Source organism: Amycolatopsis sp. NPDC049252 (assembly GCF_043197175.1).
Classification (GTDB): Bacteria; Actinomycetota; Actinomycetes; order Mycobacteriales; family Pseudonocardiaceae; genus Amycolatopsis.
The window spans coordinates 479,193-496,059 of the sequence record NZ_JBICSQ010000001.1 but is presented as its reverse complement, the minus strand read 5'-3'; the positions used below and the strand labels follow the sequence as shown (position 1 = coordinate 496,059).

Annotated in this window: 16 protein-coding genes; 8 read left to right on the top strand and 8 right to left on the bottom strand. The window is 72.0% G+C overall.

Annotated features, from left to right (window positions below):
* Positions 1-4: 4 nt before the first annotated feature.
* On the bottom strand, positions 5-1,696 hold the full coding sequence (locus tag ACGFMK_RS02455) for an L-lactate permease (RefSeq protein ID WP_392757245.1): 1,692 nt from the start codon (positions 1,694-1,696) through the stop codon (positions 5-7).
* A gap of 1 nt (position 1,697) precedes the next feature.
* Positions 1,698-2,480, bottom strand: a complete 783-nt coding sequence (locus tag ACGFMK_RS02450) for an IclR family transcriptional regulator (protein WP_323324361.1) — start codon at positions 2,478-2,480, stop codon at positions 1,698-1,700.
* Between the two features lie 318 nt (positions 2,481-2,798).
* On the opposite strand from ACGFMK_RS02450, the gene ACGFMK_RS02445 reads away from it, so the two are divergent.
* The 6 genes from ACGFMK_RS02445 to ACGFMK_RS02420 all read left to right on the top strand — a co-directional run bounded on the left by ACGFMK_RS02445 (position 2,799) and on the right by ACGFMK_RS02420 (position 8,857).
* Positions 2,799-4,028 (top strand): MurT ligase domain-containing protein, encoded by a 1,230-nt coding sequence (locus tag ACGFMK_RS02445; RefSeq protein WP_392757242.1) that lies wholly within the window; start codon positions 2,799-2,801, stop codon positions 4,026-4,028.
* Positions 4,021-4,743 carry a type 1 glutamine amidotransferase gene (locus ACGFMK_RS02440; protein WP_392757239.1) on the top strand — a complete coding sequence of 241 codons (723 nt, stop codon included), beginning with the start codon at positions 4,021-4,023 and terminating at the stop codon, positions 4,741-4,743. Before ACGFMK_RS02445 ends, ACGFMK_RS02440 begins: the two co-directional genes overlap by 8 nt.
* A gap of 134 nt (positions 4,744-4,877) precedes the next feature.
* A complete protein-coding gene (locus ACGFMK_RS02435) occupies positions 4,878-6,266 on the top strand; it encodes a sensor histidine kinase (RefSeq protein WP_392757580.1) in 1,389 nt (462 codons plus the stop codon).
* 1 nt (position 6,267) lies between these two features.
* The gene (locus ACGFMK_RS02430; RefSeq protein ID WP_392757236.1) at positions 6,268-6,942 is read left to right on the top strand and encodes a response regulator transcription factor; all 675 of its coding nucleotides are present in this window, start codon (positions 6,268-6,270) and stop codon (positions 6,940-6,942) included.
* Positions 6,943-7,193: 251 nt separating this feature from the next.
* Positions 7,194-7,706: a GvpL/GvpF family gas vesicle protein gene (locus ACGFMK_RS02425; RefSeq protein WP_392757232.1), complete on the top strand. Its 513-nt coding sequence runs from the start codon at positions 7,194-7,196 to the stop codon at positions 7,704-7,706.
* An 80-nt stretch (positions 7,707-7,786) separates the two neighbouring features.
* On the top strand, positions 7,787-8,857 hold the full coding sequence (locus ACGFMK_RS02420; protein ID WP_392757230.1) for an NHL repeat-containing protein: 1,071 nt from the start codon (positions 7,787-7,789) through the stop codon (positions 8,855-8,857).
* On the opposite strand, the gene ACGFMK_RS02415 is transcribed toward ACGFMK_RS02420, so the two are convergent.
* The 3 genes from ACGFMK_RS02415 to ACGFMK_RS02405 are packed head-to-tail and all read right to left on the bottom strand — an operon-like array spanning position 8,854 to position 10,408.
* Positions 8,854-9,255, bottom strand: coding sequence for a CoA-binding protein (locus ACGFMK_RS02415; RefSeq protein WP_323324354.1), 402 nt, complete (start codon positions 9,253-9,255; stop codon positions 8,854-8,856). The genes ACGFMK_RS02420 and ACGFMK_RS02415 overlap by 4 nt on opposite strands.
* Before the next feature lie 23 nt (positions 9,256-9,278).
* Positions 9,279-9,848 carry a hypothetical protein gene (locus ACGFMK_RS02410; RefSeq protein WP_392757227.1) on the bottom strand — a complete coding sequence of 190 codons (570 nt, stop codon included), beginning with the start codon at positions 9,846-9,848 and terminating at the stop codon, positions 9,279-9,281.
* A gap of 56 nt (positions 9,849-9,904) precedes the next feature.
* A complete protein-coding gene (locus ACGFMK_RS02405; RefSeq protein ID WP_392757224.1) occupies positions 9,905-10,408 on the bottom strand; it encodes a VOC family protein in 504 nt (167 codons plus the stop codon).
* Between the two features lie 140 nt (positions 10,409-10,548).
* On the opposite strand from ACGFMK_RS02405, the gene ACGFMK_RS02400 reads away from it, so the two are divergent.
* Positions 10,549-11,346 carry a 2-keto-4-pentenoate hydratase gene (locus ACGFMK_RS02400; protein WP_392757221.1) on the top strand — a complete coding sequence of 266 codons (798 nt, stop codon included), beginning with the start codon at positions 10,549-10,551 and terminating at the stop codon, positions 11,344-11,346.
* The gene (locus tag ACGFMK_RS02395; protein ID WP_392757218.1) at positions 11,343-12,104 is read left to right on the top strand and encodes a 2-keto-4-pentenoate hydratase; all 762 of its coding nucleotides are present in this window, start codon (positions 11,343-11,345) and stop codon (positions 12,102-12,104) included. Before ACGFMK_RS02400 ends, ACGFMK_RS02395 begins: the two co-directional genes overlap by 4 nt.
* Positions 12,105-12,326: 222 nt before the next feature.
* On the opposite strand, the gene ACGFMK_RS02390 is transcribed toward ACGFMK_RS02395, so the two are convergent.
* The 3 genes from ACGFMK_RS02390 to ACGFMK_RS02380 form a co-directional block, all read right to left on the bottom strand.
* Positions 12,327-13,202 carry an alpha/beta fold hydrolase gene (locus ACGFMK_RS02390; RefSeq protein WP_392757214.1) on the bottom strand — a complete coding sequence of 292 codons (876 nt, stop codon included), beginning with the start codon at positions 13,200-13,202 and terminating at the stop codon, positions 12,327-12,329.
* The gene (locus tag ACGFMK_RS02385; protein ID WP_392757211.1) at positions 13,202-14,677 is read right to left on the bottom strand and encodes a wax ester/triacylglycerol synthase family O-acyltransferase; all 1,476 of its coding nucleotides are present in this window, start codon (positions 14,675-14,677) and stop codon (positions 13,202-13,204) included. Before ACGFMK_RS02385 ends, ACGFMK_RS02390 begins: the two co-directional genes overlap by 1 nt.
* A gap of 61 nt (positions 14,678-14,738) precedes the next feature.
* The gene (locus ACGFMK_RS02380) at positions 14,739-16,634 is read right to left on the bottom strand and encodes an ABC transporter ATP-binding protein (protein WP_392757577.1); all 1,896 of its coding nucleotides are present in this window, start codon (positions 16,632-16,634) and stop codon (positions 14,739-14,741) included.
* Positions 16,635-16,867: the final 233 nt, after the last annotated feature.

Below are 16,867 nucleotides of genomic sequence, written 5' to 3'. Positions count from 1 at the left end.
CAGCCTAGGGCGACGGGATCATCGCCGTCAGGATCGTCGCCTGCAGGAGGGATATCACGCCCACCACCGCGGTCAGCGCGAACGACCAGAGGAACGTCTGCCGCAGCAGGGAGCCCTCCTTGCCCGTCTGGCCGATCGCCGTCGCGCCGATCGAGAGGTTCTGCGGGGAGATCATCTTGCCCATCACGCCGCCGGAGGTGTTCGTCGCGCCGGCCAGGATCGGGTCGATGTGCAGCTGCTGGGCCGAAATCACCTGCATCGGGCCGAACAGGCTGTTCGTCGACGCGTCCGAGCCGGTCAGGAACACCCCCAGCCAGCCGATGTACGCCGAGAACAGCGGGAACACCGCGCCGGTCGTGGCCAGGGCGAGGCCGAGGGTCTGCGTCGCGCCCGAGTAGTTCATGACGAACGCGATCGCCAGGATCATGAAGATCGTCGCGAGCGCCCAGCGCATCTGGTGCAGCGTCTTCCGGTAGGTCGCGAGCAGCAGGCCCGGCCGCCCGCCCATCGCGAACCCGGCGATCACCGCCGCGACCAGCGCGACCGTGCCGGGTGAGAACAGGAAGTCCACGGTGAACGTCGCCGCGTACGGCGCGTTCTTCGCGGTGATCGGCGGGTGCTGGATCACGTGGTTGTGCAGCCCCGGCCAGGCGAAGATCCAGTCGGCCCGGTGCAGCAGCTTCGTCAGGTCCAGCCACCCCGGCAGGTTCTTGAAGATCGTCCCGATCCGGGACAGGAAGATCGCCGCGATCAGGATGATGTACGGCATCCACGCGTACAGCGCGCCCCGCTCGGCCTTGGCGGCGCCCAAGCTCGAAGCCGCGGGAACCGGCGTCTCGCCCTCGAAGCGCCACACCGAAGCGGGCTGCCAGAAGCGGGTCAGGATCCACAGCGCGGCCATCGCGGTGAGCGCGGCGAGGACGTCGACCAGGCTGGCGCTGATGTAGTTCGACGCGACGAACTGCATGGCCGCGAACGCGAGTCCCGCGGTCAGCACGGCCGGCCACACCTCGACCATCCGCTTGAAACCGGCCAGCACGACGACCAGGAACGCCGGGATGATCAATGCCAGCACGGGAACCTGACGCCCGACCATCGCCGAGAACGCGTCCGTCGCCTGCTCCGGTTTCACGTGCATGATCGGCGCGGTCAGCCGGCCCAGCACGATCAGCGGGTTGCCGAGGCCGCCGAACGCCACCGGCGCGGTGTTCGCCAGCAGCGCCAGCACGACGGCCTTCACCGGCGGGAAGCCGAGCGCGGCCAGCATCGCCGCGGTGATCGCGATCGGCGACCCGCCGCCCGCGACCCCCTCCAGGAGCGCGCCGAAGCCGAACGCGATCAGCAGCGCCTGTAGCCGCCGGTCCTCGCTGAACCCGGCGAGCACCCGTTTGATGGCGTCGAACCGGCCGGTCGCGACCGTGACGTTGTGGAAGTACACCGCGTGGAACGCGATCCAGGCCACCGACCAGACGCCGAACACCACACCCATCGCCGCCGAATCGAACGCCAGTCCGGCCGGCATCCCGTAGAGCAGCAGGGCGACGCCCAGCGCGGTGATCAGGGCGAGCGCCGCCGAAAGGTGCGCCGACCGGCGGATCACCCCGAGCGCCACCAGCAGCACGATGATCGGGAGGGCCGCGAGCAGCGCGGACACCCACAGCCCGCCCGCCGGCTGGTAGTCCTGGACCCAGGTCACGTCAGCTCCTTTGCCCTCGCACGTAACCGAGCCTCAGTGACAGGGCGGCGGCGGTCCCGGCCACGGAGGCACCCAGTTCGTCGAGCCGGCGCAGCACCCGCGGTGCCGGACCGGCGATGCTGATGGCGGCGATCGGCCGTCCCGAGTGGTCGCGGACGGCGGCGGCGACACAGCCGACGTCCGGCTCGTTCTCGACCTCGTCGACGGCCCAGCCGCGACGGCTGGTCTTCGCGAGCTCGTCGAGCAGCCGGTACGGGTCGATGATCGTCTTGAGCGTCAGGGAATCCAGCTTCATCCGGCGGACGCGCTCGGCGCGGTCGGGTTCCGGCAGCGCGGCGAGCCAGGCCTTGCCCAGCGACGTCGCGTGCTGCGGGCGCCGCGTGCCGAGGCGGCAGGCGAGGGTGACGGCGCTGGCGCTGCGTTCGGTGGCGACGTAGACCATGGTGTCGTTGTCCGGCACGGCGAGGTAGGTCGTCTCGCCGGAGCGTTCCGCGAGCGAGGCGAGGTACCGCGGCGCGCACCGGTGCAGGTCGGTGGCGGCCATCGCGCGGGCGCCCAGTTCGACCAGCCGCGTCCCGAGCCGCACCCGGCCGGTGACCTGATCGGCTTCGAGGTATTCGAGGTTCTTCAGGGTCCCGACGATGCGGTAGGCGGCACTGCGGGAAAGCCCCAGTTGCCGCGCGATCGCGTTGGTGGAAATCTCCTGGTGCCGCCCGACGTGCTCCAGCACCGCGAGCCCGCGCTCGAGAGTTCCGCTCTGTTCCAGCCCGCGCTCCGGTCCCACGTTGTCCTCCGTTGGACGTTCCGTTCCCGTTCAGCGGCACGTATTTCCGCTGGGCGGGTTTGGACGGTAACACCTCCGATGTATGCGCGGAAGATCTTGGAATAACTCGCAATACTGCGGATTGTTAGGTCTGCTAATTGGTACAACCTCCGATGGTTAGGTTTCCTACCTAAGGCGGTTGTGGCCGCGGTCACGTCACGCTAGGCAGTGGCCCGCATTCATATCCGTGAACATTCGGCCGGACGAGTGGGTAATTCGAAGTGACCATTGGTCACGCACTCAGGAAACTCACAGCGCCTACCGGGCACCGTCTGGCCCATGACCGTCCGAAGCCCGTTGCGCACCCGCGCGTCCGTGGCCGCCGGGCGGCTGACCGCGTGGCTGTCCCGCAGCTCGGGGCTCGGCCGCGGCGGCATGATCGGCGGCCGCGTCACCCTGGCGCTCGACCCGCGGGCGCTGCGGCAGCTCGGCCGGGAGCGCACCGTCGTGCTCGTCACCGGCACCAACGGCAAGACGACGACGTCGCTCATGCTCACCCGCGCGCTCGAAGCGCTGGCCGAGGTCGCCTCGAACAGCGACGGCGCGAACATGCCCGACGGCGTCCTCGCCGCGCTCACCGCCCGCCCGGACGCCCCGTACGCCGTCCTCGAGGTCGACGAGACCTACGTTCCCCAGGTCGCGGACCAGGTCCGGCCCGCCGTGCTGGTGCTGCTCAACCTCAGCCGCGACCAGCTCGACCGGGTCGGCGAGGTGCGCGCGATGGAGCGCGACCTGCGTGCCGCGATCGCCAGGCTGCCCGAGACGCTCGTCGTCGCCAACTGCGACGACGTCCTCGTGACGTCGGCCGCGAGTGCCGCTGCCCGGCCGGTCTGGGTGAGCACCGGCCGCCGCTGGACCGGCGACGCGACGGCGTGCCCGCGCTGCGAAGGCCGGATCGCCGAGCGGGACCGGCACTGGAGCTGCGCCTGCGGCCTGGCCCGGCCGGAACCCGGCTGGACCCTCGAAGGTGACCTCGTCCGCACGCCCGGCGGCCGGCAGATCGACCTCGACCTGCGGCTGCCCGGGGACGCGAACCGCGGGAACGCCGCCCTCGCGCTGGCCGCGGCGCACCGGCTCGGCGTACCGCCGCACGCCGCCGCGGCCCGGCTTCGGACGATCACCGACATCGGCGGCCGCTACCGCACCGTCCGCCGGTCGCGCCATTCCGTGCGGCTGATGCTGGCCAAGAACCCCGCCGGCTGGGTGGAAACGCTGCGGGTGCTGGATGAGGACACCCCGGTGGTCGTCGCGGTGAACGCGCAGGAGGCCGACGGCCGAGACCTGTCCTGGCTCTGGGACGTCCACTTCGAACGGCTGCGCGGCCGCCAGGTCGTCGTCACCGGCGAGCGCTGCGCCGATCTGGCCGTCCGGCTCTGTTACGCCGAGGTCGCGCACTGGGCCGAGCCGGACCCGGTTGCCGCGATCGACACGCTGCCGCCCGGCGCCGTCGAGCTGGTCGCCAACTACACCGCGTTCCGCGACCTGGTCGGCAGGCTGCCCGGTGGCTGACTCGACCGTCCACATCGGACTTCTGCTGCCCGAGGTCCTCGGCACCTACGGCGACTCCGGCAACGCGCAGGTGCTGTGCAAACGGCTGCAGTGGCGGGGGTTCGACGCCGAGGTCGTGCCGGTCGGGCTCGGCGAGCCGGTGCCGTCCACTTTGGACCTCTACCTGCTGGGCGGCGGTGAGGACGGCGCGCAGGTGCTGGCCGCCGCGCACCTGCGGAAGCACCCCGGCCTGCGCGGCGCGGTCGCGCGCGGCGCCGTGGTGTTCGGCGTCTGCGCCGGCCTGCAGGTGCTCGGCACTCGCTTCCGCGGCCTCGACGGCGTCGACCACGACGGCCTCGGCCTGCTCGACGTCACCACCGAGCCCGGCGAGCGGCGGGCGGTCGCCGAGCTGGTCGCGACGTCGTCCCCGCTGCTGGGGAACACACCGCTGACCGGCTTCGAAAACCACCTCGGCGTGAGCAAGCTGGGCGCCGACAGCGTGCCGCTCGGCCAGGTCGTGCGCGGCACCGGCAACGGCGACGGCACCGAGGGCGCGGTGACCGACCGGGTGATCGGCACGTACCTGCACGGCCCGGCGCTCGCCCGCAACCCGGCGCTGGCGGATCTGCTCCTGGCCTGGACGGCAGGGCACCCGTTGCCGGAGCTGCCCGTGCCCGAGGTCGACCGGCTGCGGGTGGAGCGGCTCACCACCACGCGCCGTCGCCGTTCGTCGTGACCCGTGTGCCCCTCCGCCACGCCGCTGTTGACCGCCCGCCAGCGCCCCGATGTGGCGTTCGGTGCAGCCAACGCAACCAACGCCACATCGGGGCGTTCGGGGCCGGAGCGAGTGGTTACGCTGCGTTGGTGAGGATGGCCAAGGTGATCGCCGCGACCGGTGTCCGGATGCGCACCACCGCGGTGGCGGTGTTCGCGCTCGCGCTGGCCATCGCGGCCGCGCTCGCCATCGTCGTCGTGCTGCTCGAAGAGTCGCTCGACCGCAGCGTCACCGAGAGTGCCCGCAGCACCGGCCGCCAGGTCGCGATCCAGCTCGTCCGGGAAGGCGCGCGGGACCTGAGCGCGTCCGACGTCGCGAGCACCGGCGACACCGAAGCCGTGACGCAGGTGCTGAACGCCCAGGGCCGGCCGATCGCGAGCGACCCGGCGATCGTCGGGCACCCGCCGCTGACGACCGAACGGCCGACCGTCGGGCACGAGAGCATCGAGACCCTCCCGCTCGGCCTCAACGGCGACGGCGACGACTACCGCGTCGTGTCGCAGGAGGTGAACGGGCCGGGCGGGCCGTTCACGGTGATCTCCGCGCGCTCGCTGGAGCCGGTGACCGAAGCGTCGACGCGGCTGACGCTGCTGCTCGGGCTGATCGCCGTGCCGCTGCTGGCCATCTCCGGTCTCGCCGTCTACCGCGCGGTGGGCTCCGCGCTGCGGCCGGTCGAGCGGATGCGCCGGACCGTCGCGGAGATCTCGACGCGCGACCTCGCCGCCCGCGTCCCGCTGCCGCCGGGCGGGGACGAGGTGCACCGCCTGGCCGTGACGCTCAACGAGATGCTCGGCAGGCTCGCGTCCGCGCAGGCGGCGCAACGCCGGTTCGTCGCGGACGCCAGCCACGAGCTGCGGTCGCCGCTCTCGACGATCAGCACCGCGCTCGACGTCTCCGGGCGGCACCCGGAGAGCACCGAGGAGCTGGTGCCGGTGATCGCCCGCGAGACCGCGCGGCTGCGGGAGCTGGTCGACGACCTGCTCATGCTGGCCCGCACCGACGACGCCACCGACCGGCCGTCGCGCACCGAGGTCGACCTGGACGACATCGTCCGCGCGGAAGCCGAACGCGTGCGCGGCGAATGCGCGCTCGACGTCGAGGTCCGGGCGGGGCCGGCGAAGGTCTACGGCAGCGAGGCCCAGCTGCGGCGCGCCGTGCGCAACCTCGTCGACAACGCGCGCGGCCACGCGCGGGACCGGATCCGCGTCGCCAGCTCGGTGCACGGTGACCTCGCGGTCGTCGAGGTCAGCGACGACGGGCCCGGCGTCGACGAGGCCGACCGGGACCGGATCTTCGAACGGTTCGTCCGGCTGGACGCGTCCCGTCAGCGTGGACACGGTGGTACCGGCCTGGGTCTGCCGATCGTGGCCGGCATCGCGGCCCGCCACGGCGGCCGGGCGCACTACGCCGCGTCCGGCGAGCCGGGCGCGCGCTTCGTGATCGAGCTGCCCGTCATCGCCGTCCCGGCGGAAGAGGAGGACTGACGTGCGCCTGCTGATCGTCGAGGACGAGCGCGAGTTCGCGGAGACGCTCCGGCGCGGGCTGGTGGCCGAGGGCTTCACCGTCGACGTCGCGCACACCGGCCGGGACGGCCTGTGGTCGGCGACCGAGCACGAGTACGACGTCGTCGTGCTCGACATCATGCTGCCCGAGCTCTCCGGCTACGAGGTCCTCAAACGGCTGCGGGCGGCGGAGAACTGGACGCCGGTGCTGATGCTGACGGCGAAGGACGGCGAGTACGACGAGGCCGACGCGTTCGACCTCGGCGCCGACGACTACCTCTCGAAGCCGTTCTCGTTCGTCGTGCTCATCGCCCGGCTGCGCGCCCTGCTCCGGCGCGGCGCCCCGGCCCGCCCGGCCGTGCTGGAGGCGGGCGACCTGCGGCTCGACCCGTCGGCCCGGACCGTCCACAGGGGACAGCAGCGGATCGAGCTGACCGCGCGCGAGTTCGGGCTGCTGGAGTTCCTGCTGCGCCGGGCGGGCACGGCGCTGACGAAGAACGAGATCCTCGGCCACGTCTGGGATGCGCACTACGACGGCGACGAGAACGTCGTCGAGGTCTACATCGGCTACCTCCGCCGCAAGATCGACGTCCCGTTCGGCACCCACACGATCGAGACGGTCCGCGGCGTCGGCTATCGGCTGGCCGGTGGAAATTAGCGGGAATCACCGCTTCGGCGCAATTCCCGCGCAATTGCGCCGCACGGGTGTGCGCGCACTCGGCTGTCCGGCGCTCCACGTTGCCGCGGAACGGCCAACCGGTTCCGTCGAACCGGTGAAAAACCACGGTGTGAACGGCGTTGGGGTCGCGGCGCCGACGTTGCTACGGTGACGTCCGGCCGGCGAAGGAGCCGATTTCCCGCAGTTTCGCCGCGGTAGCGAAAGCAATTGTCGGACGAGAACGGAGAACCGTGGCGCTGCAGTTGTTCGGTGTGGTCCGGGCCGGTCATCCGAGGGTTCCGCGAGCGGTGCGGTGGGAGGACATCGCGATGGTCGTCGGCGAGGCACCCGCCGATCCGGCGGACCCGGCCGCGCACCTGGCCGTGGTGTCGTCGCTCGTCGAGGGCGGGCCGGTGCTGCCCGCGCCGTTCGGCGCGGTCGCGGAGGACGAAGAAGCCGTCCGCCGTGAGGTGCTCGCGCCTTCCGCCGACGAGTACCGCGCCGATCTCGCACGCCTCGACGGCCTCGCCGAGGTGCACGTCTGCCTGCGGTTCGGCGAGGCCGGTTCGTCGATCGGCCTGCTCGCGGAGGTGGCGGAGCGGGCCCGCGACTCGGTGTCGCTGCCGGCCGGCGAGCACGCCGACGAGCGCTGGGCGTTCCTGGTCGGCCTCGGCGACCTGCTCGTCGTCCGGGAGGCGGTCGCCGGGCACGGTGCCGACTGGCTCGGGCCGCTGCCCGCGTACAGCTTCGTCGACCGGCGGTGAGCGACGGCGGAACAGCTGCTGAACACTCCTTTCGCCGCTGGTCACCAAAGCCCTTCGTCGGTGATCCTGACGCCGTGGCCATGAGCGGGACCCTCACCGCGAGCGCCTCCTCGGTGGAGGCCGGTGAGCAGATCACCCTGACCTACTCGACGTCTTCGGCGAACCCGAAGAACTGGGTGGGTCTCTACGCGGCTCCGGTGGACCGGAACCACCTCGGCTCGGCGGAGCTCTGGGCGTACACCCCGGCGGCGAGCGGTACGACTGCCTTCGCCACCGGCGGCCTCGGCGCCGGGGACTTCGTCGCGTTCTTCCTCGCGGAAGACGGTTACGCGTGGCTTGCCGACCCGGTGGAGTTCACCGTCCGGCGGACCCCGCTGCCCGCCTACCGCAGCGCGTTCGGGCGCGGGGGTTCCGGGCCGGGGCAGTTCGCCGGCCCGGCCGGGATCGCCGTCGACCAGCGCGGGCAGCTGTGGGTGGCCGACACCGGCAACGACCGCGTCCAGGCGTTCACCCGGGACGGCAAGCTCGTGCGCGTGCTCGCCGGGCGGCTCAAGGCACCGGAGGCCGTCGCGGTCGACGCGGCGGGCAACGTCTACGTCGCCGACACCGGCAACCACCGCGTCGCGCAGTACTCGTGGTGGGGCGGATTCGTCCGGGAGTTCGGCGCAGGCAAGCTCGACAACCCACGCGGGATCGCCCTCGATTCGGCCGGCCGCCTGCTCGTCGCCGACCCCGGGCACCAGCGCGTCGCCCGGTTCGACACCCGCACCGGCGCGGCGCTCACGGACATCACCGAAAAGGTCAGCTCGCCGCAGGGCATCACCGGTGACGGCGCGGGCGGCGCGTGGATCGTCCACAACGGACGCGACGTCGCCGTCGTGCGGTACAACGCCGACGGAAAGGCGATCGGATCCATCGGATTCGGGCCGGGCACCCCGGCGGACGTCGCGGTGACGGCGTCCGGCGACGCCTACGTGACGGTGCCGGCCCACGGCCAGGTCACGCGGTTCGGCGCCACCGGCTCGTGCCGCGTGGAGTTCGGCGTGGACGCGCTCGGCGCCCCGCTCGGCGTGGCCGTCGACGCGGCCGGCGGGATCTGGATCGCGGACGCCGGCCACCACCGGGTGGTCGGGTTCGGCGTCGCCGCCTAGTTCTTGGAGATCGCGGCCGTCGCGCGGACCACCGCCGTGCAGCGGTTCTGGACGAACTCCAGCCCGCCTTCCTCGGCGATGCGGCGCGCTTCGGCGGACGTGATGCCCTGCTGCAGCCACAGCGCCTTGGCGCCGATCTCGACGGCTTCGCGCGCGATGCCCGGTGCCTCGGGCGACGGCCGGAAGACGTCGACCAGGTCGACCGGCTCCGGGATGTCCTTCAGCGACCGGTAGACCTTCTCGCCGAGCAGCTCGGTGGCGCTCGGGTGGACCGGGATGATCCGGAAGCCGTGCGCCTGCAGCACCGCCGGGACGCCGTGCGCGGCCTTGGCCGGGTCACGGCTCAGGCCGACGACCGCGATGGTCTTCGCGTTCGCCAGGATCTCTTCAGCGTTCATACCGGTGGAACGCGCTCCCCGCGTCAAAGCTTCCAGAGCCGCAGGCCGCGGACGCGGTAGACGGGCCACAGCACGTGCCACGGCTTCCGATGGGCGAACGTCGTGGCGCAGGTCAGGATGTTGCGGGCGGACGTCGTCGACACCTCGTGCCGGTCCGGCCACGCGTCCCCCTTGGCCCCGACGGCGATGCGGAACACCGTGAGCAGGCCACGGCCCTGGAGGTCGTACTTGGCGCCGGTGTCACCGGAATCCGGGGCCAGCTCGAGGATCTCGGCCCCGAAGGCGCGCGCGATGCCGGACGCTTCGACGGGCACCGCGCCGACACTGCGCGTGATCGCCTTGCCGTGCAGGCGCCGCGCGTACCGGGCGAGCAGCAGCCGTTCCCACAGCGGCAGGACCCGGCGGTGCGCCAGCAGCGCGGCGCACTCCTCGTGCCCGATGGTGAAGATGCTCGCGAGGTCGTCGTAGCTGCCGTTCGGCTCGGGCTCGTTCAGGTGCAGCCGCACCTCGAACCGGGTGCGCGCGGTGAGCTCGTCGAGGTGCTCACGGCGATCGAGCCGCGCCTTCGCGCGGGAAAGCGACCAATCGGCCATCGGCCCTCCAGACGTCGCGGTCAGGTTAGATCGCCCGCGACGCCCGGACCACGCTTTCAGCCGATCTTCTCGCCGTACATCTCGCCCAGCGGGTCGGAGATCAGCTCGACGCGGGCGCCGTCCGGGTCGGACAGGTAGATGGACGTCTTGCTCTCGAGCAGGTACTGCACACCGGCCTCGTCGAGCTTGTCCTTGATGACGCTCCACCGTTCGGGCGTGACGGACAGCGCCAGGTGGTGCAGGCCACCGAGGACTTCCGCGTACGGGCCGAGGTCCAGGCCGGGCAGGTCGAAGAACGCCACGGCGTTGCCGTTGCCGACGTCGAAGAAGAAGTGGCTGGAGCCGGGGTAGTCGCGGTTCTCGATCAGCTCGGTGAGCGGGAAGCCGAGGATGTCCTGGTAGAACCCGATCGTCCGCTCGACGTCGCTGGAGATCAGCGCGGTGTGGTGGATGCCGCGGCCGTTCGTTGCGGGCCGTTCGGCGGCCGGGCGCAGGTGGCGCTCGCGCAGCTCGTCACGGATCTCGGCGAGCTTGGTGACCTCGGCCTGGGTCGGTGCCATGTCCCTCACGTCCCTTCCTGGTGGTGTCAGCGACGGTACGCCCAATTTATCTCGCGCGCAAGAGATTGTCCCGCGAGAGTTCCGCTGGGTGGAACATCCGGGCTTGTGCCCGCCGGAGCGCACGGGCAGAGTTCCCCGGTGTGGACGCCAGCAGAGTGCAGGAGGCCGCCGCCGTTCTGGCCGGGGCCTACGCGACGCGCGAGCCGATCGAGCCGCTGATCAAGACCTTCCCGGAGGCGACCGTCGAGGACGCCTACCGGATCCAACAGGAGCAGGTGCGGCACTGGACCGACGCCGGTGACGCCGTCCGCGGGCACAAGGTCGGCCTGGCCTCGGCGGCGATGCAGCGGCAGATGGGCGTCGACCAGCCCGACTACGGTCACCTCACCGGCAGCATGTTCCACCTCGAGCACCAGCCGATCCCGACGTCGGCGTTCCTGCAGCCGCGGATCGAGCCGGAGATCGCGTTCGTGCTCGGGTCGGCGTTGCGCGGCCCCGGCGTCACCGTCGCGGACGCGGTGCGCGCGGTGGATTTTGTGCTGCCGTCGCTGGAGATCGTCGACTCGCGGATCCAGGACTGGAAGATCACGCTGTTCGACACGATCGCCGACAACGCGTCGTCCGGCGGCGTGGTGCTGGGCAGCAGCCCGACGGCGTTGGGTTCGGTGGACCTGCGGCTGGCCGGCTGTGTGCTCTACCAAAACGGCGCCGTCGCGGCGACGGGCGCGGGCGGTGCGGTGCTCGGGTCGCCGTTGAACTCGCTGGTGTGGCTGGCGAACACGGTGGGGCCGCTGGGGGTCACGCTGGAACCCGGGCACGTCGTGCTGCCGGGCTCGATGACCCGCGCGATCCCGGTGTCGCCGGGTGACACGGTCGTCGCCACCATCGCCGGCATCGGCAGCGTCACCGCTGTGTTCGCCCCTTCGGAGGAGTCATGAACGTCCGCGAAGCGGCGGCTGCCCTGCTGGCCACGGAATCCGAGCGCGCGCCGCTCTCGGAGGACTGGCCGGACCTCGACGTCGACACGGCGTACGCGATCCAGGACGAAGCCCTGCGCCAGCGCCGGGCCCGCGGCGAGACGCTGATCGGCGTGAAGCTGGGCCTGACGTCCCGGGCGAAGCAGCAGCGGATGGGCATCGACTCGCCGCTGCTGGCTTGGCTGACCGACGCGATGGTGCTGCCCGCGGGCGTCCCGGTGCCGTCGTCTTCTCTGCTCCACCCGCGCGCGGAGCCGGAGCTGGTCTTCGTGCTGGGCCGTCGGCTGTCCGGCCCCGGCGTCACCGCGGCGACGGCGCTGGCCGCCGTCGACCGGGTCTACGGCGGGATGGAGATCATCGACAGCCGCTTCACGGACTACCGCTTCACCCTCCCGGACGCGGTGGCGGACAACGGCTCGTCGTCTCATTTCAGCCTGGGCCCGGTCGGCCTCCCACCTGCTGCCCTGGACCTCACCCTGGAAGCGGCCCTCCTGGAGGTCGACGGCCAGATCGTCGACACCGCGACCGGCGCGGCCGTCCAAGGCCACCCGGCGGAGGCCCTGGCCCTGGCGGCGAACACCCTGGCCGCCCGCGGCCTGGCCCTGGAGCCGGGCTGGCTGGTCCTGACGGGCGGCATGACCGACGCGGTCCCGCTCCGCCCCGGCTCCCGAGTAGCAGCCCACTTCTCCCACCTGGGCTCGGTAACCCTCTCGGCCTGACCCGCTCACGCGTACCCACCCGGACGACACGCGTACCCGCACGGACGACACGCGTACCCGCACGGACGACACGCGTACCCGCACGGACGACACGCGTACCTGAGCGGACGACACGCGTACCTGCATGGACGACACGGCGGCACCGGCTGGCAGCCGGCGTGTCGTCCGGCCAGGTACGCGTGTCGTCCGGCTGAGTACGCGTGTCGTCCGTGCGGGTACGGGTCAGGTGGTGACTTTGGCGCGGTCGGCGACTCGGGTGATGCCTGCGACCACCCGGGGCCAGACCGGGCGGGGGAGGTCGTGGCCCATGCCGGGGACGACGTCGAGGTCCGCGCCCGGGATCGCGCGGGCTGTGGCGCGGCCGCCGGAGACGTGGACCAGCGGGTCCTGCGCGCCGTGCACCACCAGCGCCGGCACTCGCACCCTGCGCAGCCTCGGCGAGCGGTCGCGGTCGGCCATGATCGCCGCGAGCTGGCGGACCGTGCCGCCCGGGTGGACGCCGCGGTCGAACGTCCGCTCGGCCCGCTCGCGCATCCGGGGCTCGTCGAACGGGTAACCCGGTGACCCGATCACGCGGAACGTCCGGACCGCCAGCTCGACGTACTCGGCGCGGTCACGCGGCCGGGCCGCGAGCAGCATCGACATCGCCTTCGGGCTCGGGCGGCCGACCAGCCTGCTGCCGGTGGTCGACATGATCGACGTCAGCGAAAGCACCCGCGACGGGTACCGGATCGCCAGTGTCTGCGCGATCATCCCGCCCATCGACGCGCCGGCGACGTGCGCCGCCGGGATGCCCAGCGCGTCCAGCAGCCCGGCGGCGTCGGCAGCCATGTCGGCCAGCGAGTACGGCGCGCTGCGCAGCAGGTACGCCTGCGCGAGGTTGGCCTGGCCGCGCATCCGGCTCGACCGCCCGGCGTCCCGGTTGTCGAACCGGATCACGTAGAACCCTTGTGCGGCAAGGGATTCGCAGAACTCCTCGTCCCACCAGATCATCGGCGCCCCGAGGCCCATCACGAGCAGCAGCGGCCGGCCGCCGGCGTCACCGAACGTCTCGTGGCACAGCGTGATGCCGTTGACCTCCGTGACGTGCTCCGCCATCAGGCCTCCCGGGTGTGCTCGGCGGCGAGCTTGGTGAGCTCGGCCAGCGCGTCGTGCAGGTGGTCGATCAGGTCCCAGACGTCCGGGATCAGCTCGCGGCAGGCGACGAGCCCGAAGTCGAGCTTGCCGTCGTAGGACATCACGGTGATGTTCAGCCCGCCACTCGCGTCGGTGATCGCGGACACCGGGTAGTTCGCGAGCAGCCGCGCGCCGGCCAGGTAGAGCGGCACCTGCGCGCCCGGGACGTTCGACACGACGAGGTTGACGACCGGCGTGGTGGCGCCGAGGTACTTCATGGTCGCGCGGGCGGCGAGCCCGCCGAGCGCGGCCGGGAGCATGCCGCTGAAGTCGACCAGCCACGACGCCGGCAGCGGCTGGTAACGCTGTTTCGCGGCGACCATCGCGCTGGTGACCTCGGCCAGCCGCGCGGCGGGGTCGGCGAGGTGCGTCGGCAGCGGCGCCAGCATGACCGACACCTGGTTCCCGGCGTCCTTCGCCTGCTCGGGCGTCCGCACCGACAGCGGAACCAGCGTCACGAGCGGCTGGTCGGGCAGCGCGTCGTGGTCGACGAGCCACCGGCGCATGACGGTCGCGCACAGCGCCATGACGACGTCGTTCACCGTGACGCCGAAGGTGTTCTTGACCCGCTTGACCTCGTCGAGCGGCAGCGAGCCGTAGGCGAACCGGCGGTGCGCGCTGATCGGCCCGTTGAACGGGGTGTCCGGCGCGACCAGCCGCGGCCGGTCGGCTTCGTGGCGTCCGGAACCCTGCCGGGTGACGCGGTTGAGCACGCTGCCGGCCTTCGCGAGGAGCCCGACGCCGGGGTAACGGGCGAGCCCGGGCACCTCGTCGATGTGCTGGAGCAGCTTCGGCACCTGCAGCGCGGCCTTGACCGGGTGCAGCGCGAGCCGTTTCGCGCCGTTGAGCGCGAGTTCGACGGGTGACGGGATCTCGTCTTTTTGCGGCTCCTTGGGCGGCTTCACCTGGCGTGGTTCGGCGGTGACGTCCATGAGCACGCCGATCAGCTCGGCCCCGGAGACGCCGTCGATGGCGCTGTGGTGCACCTTCGTGTAGACCGCGACGTTGCCGTCGCGCAGGCCCTGCACCAGGTAGGCCTCCCACAGCGGACGCCGCCGGTCGAGCGGCCGCGCGGTCAGCCGCGAGATCTGCTCGGCGAGCTGGCGTTCGTCGCCGGGAGCGGGCAGCGCGATCTCGCGGACGTGGTACTCGAGGTCGAACTCGGGATCGTCGATCCAGTACGGGTGGTCCAGCCCGAGCGGCACCGGCAGCAGCCGCCACCGCAGGGGCTTGGCCAGGTGCAGCCGCGAGCCGATGAGCTCCCGCAGGTCGTCGACGGTCACGGTCCCGTTCGGCGCGGTGGCCGGATCGAGGATCGACAGGCCACCGACGTGCCCGGTGGTCGTGGTCGACTCGGCGTTGAGGAACTGCACGTCCAGAGCGGTGAGCTGGCGCATAAGGCCTCCTCGGGGAGCTCGGCAGGCCAGTCTGCCCGGCGGGGTGGCGGGCGTAAATCCGCTAGGAGGGTGCGGGCTGCCGCTGCTCTTCGCCCGAGCCGTTGCGGTACGCGCGGGCCTGGATCTCGTACAGCTCGTGGTAGACCCCGCCCGCGCGGATCAGCTGTTCGTGGGTGCCCTCCTCGATGAGCCTGCCCTTCTCCAGGACCAGGATGCGGTCCGCGGACTTGATGTTGGCCAGCCGGTGGGTGACCAGGACGGTCGTGCGCCTGCCGCGGGTCGAGGTGCTCGCGTGCTGGAGGCCCGCGAACACCCTGGCCTCCGCCCGGGCGTCGAGGGCCGCCGTCGGTTCGTCGGCCACCAGGACCGACGCGTCGCGGTAGATGCCGCGGGCGATGCCCATGCGCTGCCACTGTCCGCCGGACAGGTCGTGGCCCTCGTCGAACTTCTTCGACAGCACGGTGTTCTCCTGCCGGGGCAGGGACTCGATCACCTCGTCGGCGCCCGAGTAGCCCACCGCTTCGCGCCACGCCAGGCGTTCCGGGTCGGGCCGGCCGAGGCGGCCGACCGTGATGTTGTTCGCCGCCGTCATCGGCCATTCCGCCGGTTCCTGCGCGATCACCGCGATGTTCGTGTGCACCGACTCCGGGTCGGCCCGCGCGAGGTCGACGTCGTCCCAGTGCACCGTGCCTTCGTCCGGTGGGTAGAGCCCGGTCAGCAGCTTGCCGAGGGTGGTCTTGCCCGAGCCGTTCTCGCCGACGAGCGCGATCACCTCGCCGCGCCGGATCGTCAGGGAGATGTCCCGCAGCGCCGGGTTCTTCTGGCCCGGGTAGGTGAACGTGACGCCCTCGAGCCGGATCTCGGCCGGGTCGGCGGGTGCCGTCACCGCGGTGGGCGGCGGCCGCAGCCTCGCCGACTCCACCAGCAGCTGGTTGTAGAAGCCGATGTAGAACGAGTCCTCGTAAAGCGAGTTGACCGCGCGCATAGTGTTGGACAGCGACGACGAGGCCGTACGCATGGCCAGCACCGCGGTGCCGGCCAGCGCCAGCTCCATCCCGCCGGTGTAGAGCAGCCAGCCGAGCACCAGGTAGGCGACGGCGGTGCCGAAACCGGCCGCGGCGCGCCCGGTGGTCCGCACCAGGTTGCTGCGGTGCGCGAGCCGGACTTCCTCGCGCGTGAGGCTGCGTGAGATGCGCCGGTACTCGCCGAGCAGCGGCTCCTGGAGCGTGAGCGCGTGGCGTTCGAGGGCCATCGACCGCCAGGTGGCGACCTCCTCGACGATCGACTTGCGGATGTTGCGCCCGACCGTGTCGAGGAAGTGCCGGTAGTTCAGCTTGGCGACGCGTGCCGCCGACCAGCCGTCGGCCGCCGCCGCGAGCAGCAGGACCGGCGCCAGCCACGGGTTGAGCAGCCCGGCCGTGAGCATCGCCGCGGCGAGCGAGATCGCCGACGACGTCAGGTCCGCCACCCGGCGCAGGCTGGTCTCGATGGCCCGGACGCCGAACCGCGCGCCCTGGCGGGCCAGCTCCCGGAAGTCCGCGTCCTCGAACGCGATCAGCCCGACGCGCACGACCGCCGCCGTCACCGCGTCGTCCGCCGCCGCGGTGACCCGCGGCCGCAACGCGCCTTCGACGGCCGCAACGGCGGCGTCGAGCAACGCGCGCGCCGCGTACGAACCGGTGACGACGGCGATGGCGGGCAGCGACTGCAGGACCCGCTCCGGGGTCGGCCCCTGTTCGAGCAGCGCGGTGAAGACGTTCGCGGTGGCGAGCAGCCCGAACGCGGTGACACAGCCGGACACGACGTGCACCAGCCCGGCCAGCAGGGTCAGCCGCGGCGACGTCCGCCACGCCAGCCGCAGCACGACGGCGATCGCGGCGGGCAGCGCGCGCACGGCCCTCCCGAATCCGGCGTCGGCCACCCGTTCGTCGACCCGCGCCCATTCGGGCATCTTCATGTTCTCGACCCCGATCAGCGGGGGCGAGTCCGTGTCCTGGGTGGTTCCGGCGGATCTGCGCACGCGTTCAGGTGTACTCCGGGGGTACGACAATTTTCGCGGGCCGGTGGGGCACGGGACGGTATCGGCGTTAGGCCGTTCGAGTGAAAGTAATCGTTTTCCCTGGGCCTCCGGCGGCTTCGCGGACACACTCGCTGCATAACCCGAAAGCGCAAGGCCGAATAAGTAATAAT